Genomic DNA, 14848 nt, shown 5'->3' with positions numbered 1-14848 from the left:
GAGGAGGGTTGTCCCATGCGCATGCACAATGATCTGCTCAATTACAATGAACTATTCATTCTCATAATTATTTTCGTTGGTTATACCCTGCTCTTCCTCTTGCCGAAACGCTTTTCGCGAGCGCAGACTTTACTTGCAGTCATTATCGGTATCTATTTCGATCTTTTCTTCGATAATGTACTTTGCGTGCAACCGTTTAATTTTTACACCATTAATGATACCCCGCATTTTGATCAATGGGACTACCTCTCGCAGCTGATGTTTGGCCCATTTGCCTATTTCTTCTTTTATGGATGTAGCATGTTGCGTCAGACACGGTGGAACTATTTCACTTACACTGCTGTCTGGTCGCTTTTTGCCATTTTCTCAGAAGCGGTTTCTTGGCATGCAGGCGTTTATCATTATCTCAACAACTACCAAATGTTTTATTCATTGCCAATCTATTTGTTTGTTCTTACGCTTTCACTGATCATTTACCTGTTCCTTTACCGAGATCCACCGCTCAAAATCGGTCAATTAGAGAAGAACAAGTCGAAACAGTCTGAAACGTCTTAAACAGTTGGGTTTTTATTTTCATCAGAGGCATTTTTCCAGACGGCAACAACCGTCCCGTCTGCCTCCTGGTCCACGACGAAAGAACCGTTCGTATAGCGGTCAGACAATCGCACATCTGCCGAATGAATGATCGTCTCTTTTCCCTGACTGGTCAGGAGTACAAAAGCGTCCTCAGGTGCGGCAAGAGCTATGCCAGCAATCTGGTGCGGTTTTGTTTTTAATTCACGAATGATGGTGAGACCTCGCCGAGCACGCGTGCCTCGTTCAATCTGAGCGTCTAGAGACATTTTCTTTACAGCACCACGATCGGTTGCCACAAATAATTCCGGTGTTTCCTCAGATAGAAAAGCTACACCACCGATCACTCGATCGTTCGCTTTTAATAATATCGACTTGACGCCAGCAGCACGCTGACCCACGAGACCCGCTTCCTCTTCAGAGAAACGCAGGGCATAACCGCCGCGCGTTACAATCAACAATTCGGATTTTCCATCCGTCAAATATGCATCCATGCAACGATCGCCTTTTTTCAATTTTAAAGCGGTTAATGGTTTCGATCGGCGCTGCGCTTGGTAGTCAGCAAGATCCGTCCGTTTTACCATGCCTTGCTCGGTGATAAAAATGAGATACTTGTTTTTTTCGGCAAAATCGGTAACAGGGATAGCAGTAATCAATTCCTCATCCGAGTCGATAGGGACAAGACTGGCGACGTGCTGACCCATTTCCTTCCACCTTTTGTCTTGAATTTCATGGATCGGCAGAAAGAGATAGCGCCCCTGATCGGTAAAAACAAGTAGCGTATCCGTTGTATTCATTTGTTTCTGAAAGAGGATATGATCCGTTTCTTTCATTGCCGCGTCGTCCGAGCTGCTTGCGGCAAAAGATCGGAGACTCGAACGTTTGATATAGCCATGTTTCGTTAGCGAAACCATGACTTCTTCGGAAGCCACCATGACTTCGAGATCGATCTTTATCTCTTCGATTTCATGCTCAATGGTTGTCCGTCTCGTATCAGCATATTTTTTGCGAACATCAATCAGTTCTTCGCGTATGACCGCGATCAATTTCTGTTCGGAGGAAAGAATGCCTTCAAGCCTCGCAATCGTTTTTTTCAATTCTTCTTCCTCATGCTGCAGCGTCAAAATATCTGTATTCGTCAGTCGATAAAGTTGAAGGCTAACGATCGCTTCCGCCTGCGGTTCGCTGAATCCGAACGCACGTGAGAGGTTTAATTTAGCGTCTTTTTTATCTTTAGATGCGCGAATGGTGCGAATCACGTCATCGAGAATCGATACAGCTTTAATTAAACCTTGGACAATATGCATCCGATCCTTACTCTTCTGCCATTCAAACTGAGAGCGACGCGTGATCACTTCTTTTTGATGCTGAATATAGGCTTCAAGTATTTCTTTCAAGCCCAGCTGTTTCGGTGTCTTGTGATCGATTGCAACCATATTGAAATTATAGGCAATTTGCAAATCGGTATTTTTAAAATAATAATTGAGAATTCCTTGCGCATCGGCATCTCTTTTAAGTTCAACAACCATTCGCATACCGCTGCGATCCGTTTCGTCGCGAACTTCGGCAACGCCTTCGACTTTATGATCCAGACGTAACTCATCCATTTTCTTGACGAGTAATGCTTTATTGACCTCATAGGGTAGTTCAGTAATAATGATCTGCTGTTTCCCTGTACGGAGTGTTTCAACCGAAGTTCTTGCGCGGATCACAATTTTGCCTTTACCGGTGCGATAGGCTTTACGAATGCCGTCAATCCCCTGAACTATGCCTCCCGATGGAAAATCAGGACCTTTAACAAGCGTCATAAGATCATCGATGGTTGTTTCTGGATGCTCCATTAAACGAATGGTTGCATCAATAATTTCTGAAAGCGAATGTGGCGGAATTTCTGTTGCATAACCCGCAGAAATTCCTGTCGATCCATTGACGAGTAGATTGGGAAACTTCGAAGGGAAAACAATCGGTTCTTCCAGCGTATCGTCGAAATTCGATACAAAATCAACAGTTTTTGAATCGATATCGCGGATCAGTTCAGCAGAAATTTTGGAGAGACGGGCTTCAGTATAGCGCATTGCCGCCGGCGGATCACCGTCTAAGCTACCGTTATTGCCATGCATTTCGATCAGCGGCATCCGTACTTTCCAATCCTGACTCATCCGTACCATCGCTTCATAGACGGAAGAATCACCATGCGGATGATAATTGCCAATTACGTTACCAACAGTTTTTGCTGATTTTCGAAAAGGTTTGTCGCTCGTGTTACCATCACGGAACATTGCGTAAAGAATACGGCGTTGAACCGGTTTCAATCCGTCGCGGACATCCGGCAGGGCACGTTCCTGAATAATATATTTGCTGTAAATGCCGAAGCGATCGCCAATCACTTCTTCAAGCGGCAAATCCAGCAATTTCTCTCTCTTGCTCATACAGTCTCAGCACCTTTCACAACGGTCAGATTCTCATTTTCGAGAATATTCGTTTCTTCGTCAAGACCGAACGCGACATGCGATTCAATCCATTTTCGTCTCGGCTCAACCTTATCCCCCATCAACGTCGTCACCCGACGCTCCGCATAAGACTGATCATCGATTTTAACCCGGATAAGTGTCCGCGTTTCCGGATTCATTGTCGTTTCCCAAAGCTGGTCGGCATTCATTTCACCGAGCCCTTTATACCGCTGAATCACGTAACCCTTGCCGATTTTTTGAATCGCTTCTTTCAATCCGTTCTCATCCCAAGCATACTCGATAACTTCTTTTTTGCCCGTACCTTTGCTGACTTTATAGAGCGGTGGGAGTGCGATATAGACTTTGCCCGCTTCAATGAGTGGACGCATATAGCGGAAAAAGAATGTAAGCAAAAGAACTTGGATGTGAGCGCCGTCATTATCGGCATCGGTCATAATCACGATTTTATCGTAATTACTGTCTTTTATCGTGAAATCAGTGCCAACGCCAGCACCGATCGCATAGATAATCGTATTGATTTCCTCATTCTTTAAAATATCATCGAGACGCGCTTTTTGTGTATTAATCACTTTTCCACGCAGCGGTAAAACAGCTTGGAATTTGCGATCGCGTCCCTGTTTCGCTGAACCGCCAGCTGAATCGCCTTCGACCAAATACAGTTCATTACGGTCCGGGTTTTTCGAGGAAGCTGGTGTCAATTTTCCGCTCAAAATCGATTCTTTGCGGCGATTCTTTTTGCCATTTCGCGCATCTTCTCGTGCTTTTCGAGCGGCAATGCGTACTTGACGCGCCTTAATTGACTTACGAATCAGCATTTCGCTCGTCTGCGGATTTTCTTCAAGAAAATAGGATAATTGCTCAGAGACAACAGAATCGACAGCCGAACGCGCTTCATTCGTTCCCAGTTTCTCCTTGGTCTGGCCTTCGAATTGCAGCAAATGTTCCGGAATGCGCACAGAAACAATGCCCATAAACCCTTCTCGGACATCGCTACCTTCAAGGTTCTTATCTTTTTCCTTAAGCAAGCCGCTTTTTCGCGCATAGTCATTGAAAACGCGCGTCAACGCGGTACGGAAACCCGATTCGTGTGTCCCGCCGTCTTTTGTACGAACATTGTTGACGAAAGAAATCAAGCTTTCCGAATAACCATCGTTATACTGGAAGGCCACGTCCACTTCCATATCGTTGGTTTTGCCTTCAAAAGCAACAACAGGATGCAAGACGTCTTTATCTTCATTGAGATACGCGACAAACGCTTTAATGCCTTCATCATATTGATAAATTTCTTCTTTCCCGCTTCGCTCATCAGATAAGACGATTTTCATGCCCTTTTGGAGGAAGGCTGATTCACGGAGCCGTTCACTGAGCACATCAAATTGAAAAATCGTCGTGCTGAAAATGCTGCTATCGGGTTTGAAATGAATGAGTGATCCGGTTTCTCGGGATGCTCCGATTTTCTCTAACGTTGTGACAGGGTGACCGCCATTTTCGAACCGCTGCCGATAGATTGAGCCATCACGCCAAATAGTGACTTCCAGCCATTCGGAAAGGGCATTGACAACCGAAGAACCCACACCGTGCAATCCACCGCTCGTTTTATAGCCGCCTGTTTGCCCAAATTTGCCACCAGCGTGCAGTACCGTAAAGATAACTTCAACTGTCGGTTTACCTGTTTTATGAATTCCTGTCGGCATGCCGCGCCCAAAATCACGGACACTCAGACTGCCGTCCGTGTGGATTGTGACAAGAATCTGATTGCCGAAACCTGCAAGTGCTTCATCAACCGCATTATCAACAATCTCATAAACCAGGTGATGAAGTCCACGCGTATCCGTAGAACCGATATACATACCTGGCCGTTTTCGTACGGCTTCCAATCCTTCGAGAATTTGAATTGTATCATCATCGTAAGCCGATACCTGTCTTGACAAATAGAAAACCCCTTTCACGGCTGCGAAAAAACATCCTTTTGCTTGACTGATGCGAATTCTTTCTCGTCAGCCTGCTTCTGTCGCATCATTTCAAGCGATAGATTTCACCGTATTTCTCTTTCATGTATTGGATGAGATAATTTGGATTTGGTTCTTCGCCGGTCGCATCGCGCAAAATTTCCAGCGGCTTTTTTAGGCTGCCAAATTGATGGATATTCTTGCTCAGCCATTCTGTAATTTGAACGATTTCGCCATTTGCAATTAAATCATTGAAATTTGGAAGATCGCTAAGCATCTTATGTCGGAATTGAGCAGCGTAGACATAGCCCAATGCATATGACGGAAAATAGCCAAAGTCACCACTCGGCCAGTGGATATCCTGAAGCACACCTTCACGGTCTGTCGGCGGGACGATGCCTAAGTATTCCCGCATCTTTTCATTCCAGACAGCAGGTAAATCGTGAACAGCGAGATCGCCATCAAATAATGCCTTTTCAATATCATAACGTACCATGATATGAAGCGGGTACGTCAGTTCATCGGCAAAGATGCGAATCAGAGAAGGATGCGACGCGTTGATGGCGCGATAAAAATCATCAACTGTTTGTCCACGGAACGCGTTTTCGGCATATTTATTTAAATCTGAGTAATGATGCTGCCAAAACGCTTTGCTTCGTCCGATAAAATTCTCAAAGAAAAGAGACTGTGATTCATGGATGCCCATTGATGTGCCTTCGCAAAGTGGTGTGCCAACCAAATCTCTAGAAATATGCTGTTCATACAGCGCATGACCGCCTTCATGGATCGTTCCAAGCACAGTCGAGATGAAATCATTTTCGAGATAATTTGTTGTTACACGAACATCGCCAGGGTTCAGCGTTGTCTCAAATGGGTGCTCCGTCTGATCAAGACGCCCAGCGTCAAAATCATAGCCGATTTCTCTTAGCAGATAGAGACAAAACTTCTGAAGCTGTTCCTTCGGGAAAGGAGTCGTTAAGAAATCTTTTTCCGGTTGATTGGAAGAATCTTTTACAGCTTGAACAAGCGGCACAATGCCTGCACGTAGTTGACTGAATATCCGGTCAATCGTCTCAGTCGTTACGCCAGGTTCGTACAAATCAAGCAATGCATTATATCGATGCGTGGTTACGCCCCAATAATTTATAAATTTCCTTTTTAGTGCAACCATTTTTTCCAGATAAGGTTCCAGCAGCGAGAAATCGTCTGCCTTTTTGGCATCTTCCCAGACGCTCTGCGCCTCCGATTGCAAGATAGTAAAAGCCTTGCTTTCTTCTTGAGGAATTTTAATGTTTTGATCGTACGTTTTTTTCGATTTTTCAACCATTCGCCGCGTCACTGCACTCAGCTGATTTTGTATCGACGGATCGGCTAAAACATCCAGATACGCTTTCATTTCTGCCGATGTCGAACGACTAAATACTTCATCAGCGAGCGTTCCGACCACTTCTGAGCGCTGCGAAATGCCTTTTTTCGGTGCGCCGGTGCGCATATCCCATTCCGCAAGAGCGATTGTTTCATTGAAATCCATTATTTTTTTTACATATTGGTAATAAGCCGCTTCCGTCTCCTGTAAATCCATGTCTTTCTCACTCTTTTCGGTTCACAGCCTTTTTCGGCTATTTTGTCATTGTTTATTTCTTTCTCTCCAATTTTGTCAATTCCTGCTTGCATTTTAAAAAAGTATGCCGCATTTAACTGCCACCGTGCTGATCTCTCGGCTGCTTACGTCCAAAATACTGAAAGAAATCTGTGCGAATCCGGCCATTATAAAGTTTCCTTTTCTTGGAAGCTGAACGGCCAAATGCTGTTTCAAACGTTTCAAACGATGAGATCAGATAAAAAGACCAAGTCTCATAGGTGCGAAACAATCGGCCCAAATCGTGACAGATCGCCTGCACCTCGGTTTCATCACCGATACGCTGGCCATATGGTGGATTCCCTACGAGACAGCCGTATTGCTCTTGTGTTGTAAAATCAGCGACTTGCATCTGTTTAAAGCGAATTAATCCGCCAAACCCAGCTTCCATTGCGTTATGTTCGGACAGTTCAACCATTTTATGATCAATATCGCTACCAAGAATATTCAGCTCCTGATCATAGTTTGCTTTTTCCTCAACCTCAATACGTGCCCGATCCCACTCATCCGCAAACAATGGCCATGTCTCCGATACAAACGATCGATTAAAACCCGGAGCGATATTCTGACCAATCATCGCCGCTTCAATCGGCAATGTTCCAGATCCACAAAATGGATCGACAAATGGTTGTTCAGGTCTCCAGCGACTAAGCAGAATCATCGCACTGGCCAATGTCTCTTTCAGTGGCGCAATGCTATGCAGTTGACGATAGCCACGCTTATGTAGACCATCACCGCTTGTATCAATCGACAACGTCGCGATATCTTTTTCAACGGCGACCTGTACTTTGTAAACCGGTCCATCCTCATTAAACCATTCCTTGCCATAGCGGGCTTTCATATGTTCAACAATCGCTTTTTTAACAATCGCCTGACAGTCGGGAACGCTGTGCAAGCCCGATTTATGCGATTTTCCTTTCACAGGGAAGCAGGCATTCTCAGGTAAGAAATCCGACCAAGGTAGCGCCTTGGTCTGTTCAAAAAGGCTGTCAAACGTGATGGCACGGAACGATCCCATTTTCAACCGCACACGATCGGCGGTTCGCAGCCAGAGATTCGTCCGGCAAATCGCCAATGAATCACCTGAGAATGTTATTTTACCATTATCAACTTTTAAGTCCGCGTACCCTAATTTTCGCAGTTCGTCTGCTGCTACAGCTTCCAATCCCATTGCAGTTGTTGCAATAAGCGTCATTTCTTTGGCCAACAGCTTGACCTCCTGTCTGAAATTCATACTCTTTTATGTATCGGCATTTTGCCCATTTAAAGCAATAAAAAAAGCCCATAAAGGGCTTTTTTTATATGCATTATCCATGTTCTGTAAGCCATGTTTTGTACTTTCGCACTTCATCCGGAGCAAATGCTCCTCGTACAAAAGCGGCAATCATCTATCTACAGAAATATCTGTCCCTTTTTCCGTTCGATTCCTTCCAAAGGGTTCCTCTACCAAGTTTGAGTTTCCCGCTCGAGGGGTTTACCGCGTTCCACTTCTTTCGTTTCCGAAAGACATCGTCACTATGGCACTTTCAAGAATAGTCAGCCATATCCGCCGAAACGGACACAGGCCTTTCTTCTGCCGTTAATCCAGATTGCTCCGGACTACCCTGGCTTATGACTTCGCCAGGCACGAACACTACGGTCGTCACAGACCGTGCGAGCATGGACTTTCCTCTATATTCTCAAAGGAATACAGCGATCACCCGAACACAAACAATGTCACGGATACATATTATAAACCACTTTATTTAAAGAAGCAACCTATTTTTTCTTTTTTATCCATTCAATTGCCGATTCGGTTGCCGAATACATGTTTTTCAAGATTCGAAAGCCTTTTCAAAATGTCATAATTTGTCTGACCCTGTTCTTCATCATAGGCAGATTTGTTTCGCGTAGTATCTTCACTCATCAATTCATTTTTCAGCTTTTTATTTTCTTCGCGTAATCTTAAAACCTCTGCGTTAAAAACCTCATAATCCTTAATGACGATGTCAAGAAATTGATCCACTTCATCAGGCTGGTACCCATGAAACGAAGACTTGAATTCCTTATTCAATATTTCTTCTTTTGTTAGTCTGATTGTCTTCTGATCCGTCATACCACTCATCACCTCAACTAAAATCTAATTTTATTTTTTCAAATTTTATGCCGCTTGTCAATCACATCTGCGCCCAATACTCTGGGTTTTGCTGGCGTAAATCCTCTGCAGCGTCCTCAAGATCGAACCGATTTATCAATTGGATCGGATAAGGCGTCCGCGCTGCTTTTTTCTTCGCCGCAGATAAATAATAATTCGGCGAACCTGGCGCTTCTTCATCATAGAGCAACAGTAATCCGTCTGTTTTATTCACAAGAAAATCATTTTTTTGCTTTAGCTGCAATGGCTGTTCATAGGGGCGATTGCTGATCGGCTGCGTAAAATCCGATTGCTCCAAAACAGAATAATAGATTTCTTTCATCCAATCTTTGTAACGGTTCTCTTGATCGAGAAAAGGCGGGAGTACTGCGAGATGCACAGGCAGTTTTTCTTCGTTTTTTAAAGTAAGAACGGTTTGACCCGCCCACAATTCAACACCTGCCTGACCGCTGATCACGAACCAGTCCGTGCCGTTCTCAACCAATTCGCGCAACTTTTTCTTGAGGCAATGAAGAATGGACGGGATGCCCGGATGATTTGCAGCAAAAACGCCCAACTCATTCGCTGTGTAACCTGATACAAGAAAAGAATGTCCCGCCATCCGCATCACTCCCTAGTTCTGTTAGAAATCTAAGACTAGATTATGTTTCATCTTCAGAACTCATGTCCTGAAAATATTATTATCCGAAAAAATTGTCGAATCAAGCAAGAGTCATGTTTTTTTTGCCGATTTCAGGCGGTTTTTGCGCTTACCCGGGTAATAAATACCCATTTCCTCTTTTTCCCGTTCAATTGCGATTATTCAGCAATTTTGTGTCCAGACGATTTAATCGTTCGCGGTAAGCGTTCAATTTTGCCGTCGAAAAGCGCTCCGATTTTCCCTGCCAATGATTCATCAGCGCAATGGCCTGCTGTGTATAGAGCAATGCCTGTCGATTATTCTTAAATTGATGCTCCAACAATTTCGCCGCCTGGATATAGTGACTGTCGTTAGCAGAACCACTCCGTATGACTTCCCTGAGAAGGCTTAACGCCTGATCGAAGTTGCCCTTTTGTTTCGCATAGCGGGCAAGATAGGCTTTGGCTTCAACCGAATAATCGGAACCTGCAGCCGCTAAGCGTTCAAATAGTGGCTGCGCATAATTTTTTGCCTTGATTTGGTCAAACCAGCGAGCAATTTCAAACGATTCTTCCGTATCAGGTGTAGCCAGTCCGAGAATTTTAAATGACAGATGACAATAGAGTATAATGAGCGTCAGTACATCCTCACGATTATGCTCGAGAATGCCCTTCACCAAGGAAGCCTGTGGATTTTTCAGAAACTGAAAATAAAGAAATGGCGCCATTTTGCCTGGCACATCCTCTGACCGACCCATCTTCAGTATCGTTTGCTCAATTTTTTGCAGGCCGACCGAATCGAGCCGCCTTTTCCATAGCCGCCGTGCCGCATGAAGCAGGTCAAAATGACCGAATTGAGGCAGGCGCGGCACATGTTCGCGCACAAATTGATGGCGCGTCTTAACCCTTGGCCAATCATACGCTTTGCCGTTAAATGTAACCAAATTCTTTAGCGACTGCGTATCGCGCAGAAACGCGTCATAGAAAGCTGTCTCATGGCCAGGTCCTGGCAGGAAATACTGGCGCAATTCGACGCCGCCCGAAGTCACGCGAGCAAGACCAATTAGAAAAATCATTTGTCCGGCACCCGAAGAAAGACCAGTTGTTTCCGTATCGAAAAAAAGCAGATCAGTTGCCTTTAATCCATGCGCCGACAATGGGTGAGCATCTGGACCTTGCTGCCAAGCGGCCACTGCTTCAAATAACTCACTAAATGGATACAAACCCGTTTGGCTAGTCAACGGCAGCGTTTCCGAATGAACAAGCACATATTGATCCTTCCACTGACGCAGCGTTGCATCGAGTTCACGAGCTGCATGGCAAACCGCTAAGCGTTCTTCTGCTGCAACAACAGATTCCGAGCCATCGTTTTTCTCCGGGGTGCTTCGCTCGGCCTGTTGCGCCTCGTGCAATTGTTTTTTATATAACTGAAGCTTTTGTTTCAACGACATGTTTCCGATTCTCCCCGCTTTAAAGCAACAAGACACAGAGAAGTTCCCATAAAGTGCTATTATTCTTAATCTCGTAATGACAGGCGCCAAAAATGGTTCAGACCACATTTTTAGACATTATAGCATAACGAATAAACGTTCGCTAATCCCGTCCTCTTCATTTGCCCATGACAGCTATTCGCCTGAAGAAATAATTATGTGCTGATCGCGCCTGTTGGAACATAAATTTTTTAGGAAGACAAATAAAAGGGGAGCGTGAATGATGACTTGCGTTGACGGAAAAACTTACCTGAACCGAATCAATCGGCTCGGAAATAACGTTTGGATCGACGGCAAACCGGTTTCCGGCAACATTTCCGATCATCCTGCATTCAGCGGCGTGATGTCTAGCCAAGCTAAGCTCTATGACTTACAGCGACAGCCTGATTTGCTCGATTCGCTTACTTTCATCTCGTCAAAAACTGGGCAAAGAGTCCCCATGTCCTACCTTGAACCGAAATCAAAAGCCGATTTGTCGCGCAGAAGTCTCGCTTTTCAGATCCGCGCCCGCTACCATGGCGGCATGATGGGCCGTTCGCCAGACTATATGAACACCGTTGTGATGGCTTTTGCCGCTTGTGCCGAATTTTTCGGTAATCCAAAAGGAATTGAAAATATGCGGCGTTATTATGACTTTTGTCAGGGGAATGATATTTCATTAACCCATACATTTATCAATCCGCAAACCAATCGGTCCGCTATTCACTTTGATAATGCGGACGATCCGATTGCCGCACGAATGATTGCGCAGAACGATCAAGGAATCGTCATTCACGGCGCACGTCTTCTCGCGACACAAGGTGGGATTACCGATGAAATCATGGTCTTCCCAACCGGCGCTTTTCACTTTGATCAAGGCTATGCCTACGCCTTCTGCATCCCCTCAAATACGCCCGGATTGAAGTTTCTATCTCGTGAATCCTTTGATTATGGAAAAAGTATTTTTGATCATCCGCTCGGCGCGCGTTTCGAGGAAACAGACAGTATTGTTGTATTCGATCACGTCATTGTTCCATGGGATCGGGTTTTTTTGCATGGAGATACTGAAACGGCGAGCAAACTATACAGTGAGAGCGGCTTTATACCCCATCAGGTCCACCACGTCACTTCGAAGAATATCGTAAAAATTGAATTTATACTTGGCATCATCCAATCGATGATTGATTCAATAAATATTGGCGAATACCAGCATATTCAAGAAAAAACGGCGAAAGTAATTATCAGTTTAGAGACCCTTAAAGCCTTACTGACAGCAGCGGAGACACACGCGTCACTTGACAGATGGGGCACGATGACTCCAGATCGCAAACCGTTGCTTGCAGCAATGAATATATTCCCAAGGATCTATCCACGGCTGATTGAGATTATCCAGTTAATTGGTGCAAGCGGTCTTGTCTCTATCCCTGGAGCCAAAGATTTTAGTTCTGCACAGGGCGCGGATTTACGCAAGTATTTGCAGGGCACAGACCGGGACGGCTATGAAAAAGTTAAGCTCTTTCGTCTCGCCTGGGATTTATCGCTGAGTGCGTTCGCCGGCAGGCAAACCTTATACGAGCGTTTCTTCTTCGGCGATCCCGTCCGGCTCGCTGGAACACTCTATAGGGAATACGATCGCGCAGAGTATGTCACGCGAATTAAGGAATTTCTTGCAGAAAAAAACGAATAAGGTTCAAGCTGTTTGACCCTTCGTCGTTTCTCAAAGCTGAAGAAACATTTCTGTTAATGCTTTTTTTGCTTTTCTTCCCTCTTGCACAAAACCGATACAGGAGGGGCAGCCGGCGTCACATGAGCATGAAGCAATAATATCTTCTGCACGGCGCAAGAGCTCTGGCATTGTTTCAAAAAGTTTCTGACTAAGCCCAATCCCCCCGGGATATTTATCGTAGATAAATATCGTTGGCAATTGATTATGCGGTGCTTTAATCTTTGCCACAACCGACAGATCGGCGGGATCAGTAAGAACGAAAAGCGGCGCAGCGTGGCGCAGCACATGACTGAAGCCGATCAATGCGTTTTGAAAAACGTCTTTGCCAAAGTGGTCGATGAGTGTTTTCGGAAAGCTGATCCAAGCCGCATTGGTATGCATTTCGATTTCAGGCAAATGGATACGGCCCCAGCCGATATTCTCATAGGTCTCGAAACGAATTTTCTTAAAAACAGTTGGTAGCGCGCGCACCATGACATCACCGTAACCCGTATCTGCTTGAGCCGAACCAGGAAGGGGTTTGGTTTGATCTTCCTCAAGCACATCGAGCTGGACAGCTAGGTCTGAATCAGTATAATAGTTGACATTGACTTTACGGATATAAGCCTTTCGCTCTTTTAAATCAAGTTCATCCACATGAAATTGCAACCCCTGATGGATATAAATCGCATCCTCATAGAGCATCGTCATAGCACCGAAACGATCCATTTCTCCGATAACCCGCGCGTGCCCGCGATCCGTGATGTCGATGATCGCAAAAGAATCCTGGACCGCTGAACGTAGACTGATTTCATTAGCTGGAAATGCGTCATTCATCCAATACCATTGGCCGCGCTGTTCATGCAAAACATCTTCATCCTGTAAGAATGTGCAAAAGTCGTCAACCGGCTCCTGACCAAATAAATCCCCCTTTTTAAAAGGCAATTCGTATGCGGAACACTTGATATGATCCATCATAATCATCAGGTTATTCGGATTGATCCGAATGTCTTCCGGGTTGCCGCTGAAAAAATAATCAGGATGCGCGGCCATATACTGGTCGAGCGGATTAGCAGAAGCGACAAGTATGATTAACGCATCTTGCGCGCGTCGTCCCGCACGCCCCGCCTGCTGCCAAACGCTAGCCATATTCCCAGGATAGCCCGCCATGATACAAACTTGAAGTTGACCGATGTCGACACCGAGTTCCAGCGCGTTCGTACTGACGACGCCGATCACTTCGCCGCTGCGCAAACCTTTTTCAATCCTACGACGTTCCGTTGGCAGATAGCCGCCACGATAAGCACAGATTTTTGCCCGTTCATTCAACCCGCTGTTTATTTTTTGTAAATGACTGACCAGTAGTTCGACCTTCAGACGGCTTCGTGCAAATACGATGGTTTGAATGCCGTTTCGAATAAACCGCCCGGCAAGATCAGTTACAACCGGCAGTTCATCCGCACGAAGATTGAGCTGTTTGTTGACGACAGGCGGATTGTAGAAAGCAAAATGCTTGCACACAGCCGGAGCGCCGTTTTGATCGAGTAATATCATTTTCCTGCCGGTTAGTTGCTCGGCATGCGACTGGGGATTGGCAATTGTCGCAGATGTACAGATAAATTGTGGCGAACTGCCGTAATACGCGCAAATGCGTTTCAAGCGACGAATCACGTTCGCCACATGGCTGCCGAAGACGCCCTTATACACATGAAGTTCATCAATGACGACAAATTTCAGGTTTTCAAAAAGCGATACCCATTTTGTATGATGCGGCAATATCGAGCTATGCAGCATATCCGGATTGGTCATAATGATTTGACCTGCCGCGCGGATTTTCTGCCGAATATTGCCTGCCGTATCGCCATCATAAGTATCACTTTTGATCGCGACACCAATATCACCGATCAGTTCTGTCATCTCGCTTTTTTGGTCCTGAGCAAGAGCTTTCGTTGGGAAAAAATAAAGAGCACGGCTTGATGGATCGTCTAAAATACTTTGCAGCACCGGCAAATTATAACAGAGGGTCTTACCAGAGGCAGTCGGTGTGACTAAGACCAAGTCATTGCCGCTCATTGCTGTTTGAAACGCCTTTGCCTGATGTGAGTAAAGGCTCGTAATCCCGCGTTTGCGGAGCGCCGCTTGCAAACGTTGATCCATTTGCTCAGGATATGGTACTAGCTGTGCCTCTTTCCCCGGTAGTGTCTGCCAATTTGCCAAGTTCGGATCTTGCTTTAATTTGTTAATCAGATCATCCATCGATTGCCTGGCTTCCACCTAATAACACCTCGCT

At 45.3% G+C, this 14848-nt stretch carries 10 protein-coding genes and 1 other RNA gene; 2 read left to right on the top strand and 9 right to left on the bottom strand.

Annotated elements, in window-relative coordinates:
• The first annotated feature begins 15 nt into the window (after window positions 1-15).
• The gene (locus JOC27_RS06790) at window positions 16-555 is read left to right on the top strand and encodes a hypothetical protein (RefSeq protein ID WP_205006315.1); all 540 of its coding nucleotides are present in this window, start codon (window positions 16-18) and stop codon (window positions 553-555) included.
• Here JOC27_RS06790 and parC read toward each other — a convergent pair.
• The 8 genes from parC to JOC27_RS06750 form a co-directional block, all read right to left on the bottom strand.
• The gene (gene parC, locus JOC27_RS06785) at window positions 552-3002 is read right to left on the bottom strand and encodes a DNA topoisomerase IV subunit A (protein ID WP_205006314.1); all 2451 of its coding nucleotides are present in this window, start codon (window positions 3000-3002) and stop codon (window positions 552-554) included. The two genes, JOC27_RS06790 and parC, sit on opposite strands and share 4 nt — an antisense overlap.
• Window positions 2999-4975, bottom strand: a complete 1977-nt coding sequence (gene parE, locus JOC27_RS06780) for a DNA topoisomerase IV subunit B (RefSeq protein ID WP_205006312.1) — start codon at window positions 4973-4975, stop codon at window positions 2999-3001. The genes parC and parE overlap by 4 nt, the downstream gene beginning before the upstream one ends.
• A gap of 85 nt (window positions 4976-5060) precedes the next feature.
• On the bottom strand, window positions 5061-6575 hold the full coding sequence (locus JOC27_RS06775) for a carboxypeptidase M32 (protein ID WP_205006310.1): 1515 nt from the start codon (window positions 6573-6575) through the stop codon (window positions 5061-5063).
• 112 nt (window positions 6576-6687) lie between these two features.
• Window positions 6688-7827, bottom strand: coding sequence for a THUMP domain-containing class I SAM-dependent RNA methyltransferase (locus JOC27_RS06770; protein WP_415641041.1), 1140 nt, complete (start codon window positions 7825-7827; stop codon window positions 6688-6690).
• Window positions 7828-7948: 121 nt separating this feature from the next.
• Window positions 7949-8340: RNase P RNA component class B (rnpB, locus tag JOC27_RS06765), an RNA gene on the bottom strand.
• Between the two features lie 72 nt (window positions 8341-8412).
• Window positions 8413-8727 (bottom strand): cell division regulator GpsB, encoded by a 315-nt coding sequence (gene gpsB, locus JOC27_RS06760; RefSeq protein ID WP_205006300.1) that lies wholly within the window; start codon window positions 8725-8727, stop codon window positions 8413-8415.
• Between the two features lie 61 nt (window positions 8728-8788).
• Window positions 8789-9367: an SLOG family protein gene (locus JOC27_RS06755; protein ID WP_239529979.1), complete on the bottom strand. Its 579-nt coding sequence runs from the start codon at window positions 9365-9367 to the stop codon at window positions 8789-8791.
• Window positions 9368-9554: 187 nt separating this feature from the next.
• On the bottom strand, window positions 9555-10835 hold the full coding sequence (locus JOC27_RS06750; RefSeq protein ID WP_205006298.1) for a ribonuclease H-like domain-containing protein: 1281 nt from the start codon (window positions 10833-10835) through the stop codon (window positions 9555-9557).
• A 259-nt stretch (window positions 10836-11094) separates the two neighbouring features.
• Between JOC27_RS06750 and hpaB the strand changes: the two genes are divergently transcribed.
• Entirely contained in the window at window positions 11095-12540 is a 1446-nt protein-coding gene (gene hpaB, locus JOC27_RS06745; RefSeq protein WP_338062783.1) for a 4-hydroxyphenylacetate 3-monooxygenase, oxygenase component, read from the top strand.
• Between the two features lie 30 nt (window positions 12541-12570).
• Here the strand turns inward: hpaB and JOC27_RS06740 are convergent, their stop codons facing one another.
• Window positions 12571-14832 carry a DEAD/DEAH box helicase gene (locus tag JOC27_RS06740; protein ID WP_338062782.1) on the bottom strand — a complete coding sequence of 754 codons (2262 nt, stop codon included), beginning with the start codon at window positions 14830-14832 and terminating at the stop codon, window positions 12571-12573.
• Between the last annotated feature and the right edge of the window lie 16 nt (window positions 14833-14848).

It is taken from the genome of Sporolactobacillus spathodeae (assembly GCF_016908935.1).
Classification (GTDB): domain Bacteria; phylum Bacillota; class Bacilli; order Bacillales; family Sporolactobacillaceae; genus Sporolactobacillus; species Sporolactobacillus spathodeae.
Note: the sequence above shows the minus strand (reverse complement) of the source record. Positions and strands in the feature narration are given on the sequence as shown.

Excerpts from the sequence above, each read along its gene's own strand:
- gpsB (WP_205006300.1), bottom strand. The coding sequence starts at position 8,727 with ATGACGGATCAGAAGACAATCAGACTAACAAAAGAAGAAATATTGAAT.
- JOC27_RS06755 (WP_239529979.1), bottom strand. The coding sequence starts at position 9,367 with ATGGCGGGACATTCTTTTCTTGTATCAGGTTACACAGCGAATGAGTTG.
- JOC27_RS06775 (WP_205006310.1), bottom strand. The coding sequence starts at position 6,575 with ATGGATTTACAGGAGACGGAAGCGGCTTATTACCAATATGTAAAAAAA.
- hpaB (WP_338062783.1), top strand. The coding sequence starts at position 11,095 with ATGATGACTTGCGTTGACGGAAAAACTTACCTGAACCGAATCAATCGG.
- JOC27_RS06790 (WP_205006315.1), top strand. The coding sequence starts at position 16 with ATGCGCATGCACAATGATCTGCTCAATTACAATGAACTATTCATTCTC.
- JOC27_RS06750 (WP_205006298.1), bottom strand. The coding sequence starts at position 10,835 with ATGTCGTTGAAACAAAAGCTTCAGTTATATAAAAAACAATTGCACGAG.
- JOC27_RS06770 (WP_415641041.1), bottom strand. The coding sequence starts at position 7,827 with ATGACGCTTATTGCAACAACTGCAATGGGATTGGAAGCTGTAGCAGCA.
- parC (WP_205006314.1), bottom strand. The coding sequence starts at position 3,002 with ATGAGCAAGAGAGAGAAATTGCTGGATTTGCCGCTTGAAGAAGTGATT.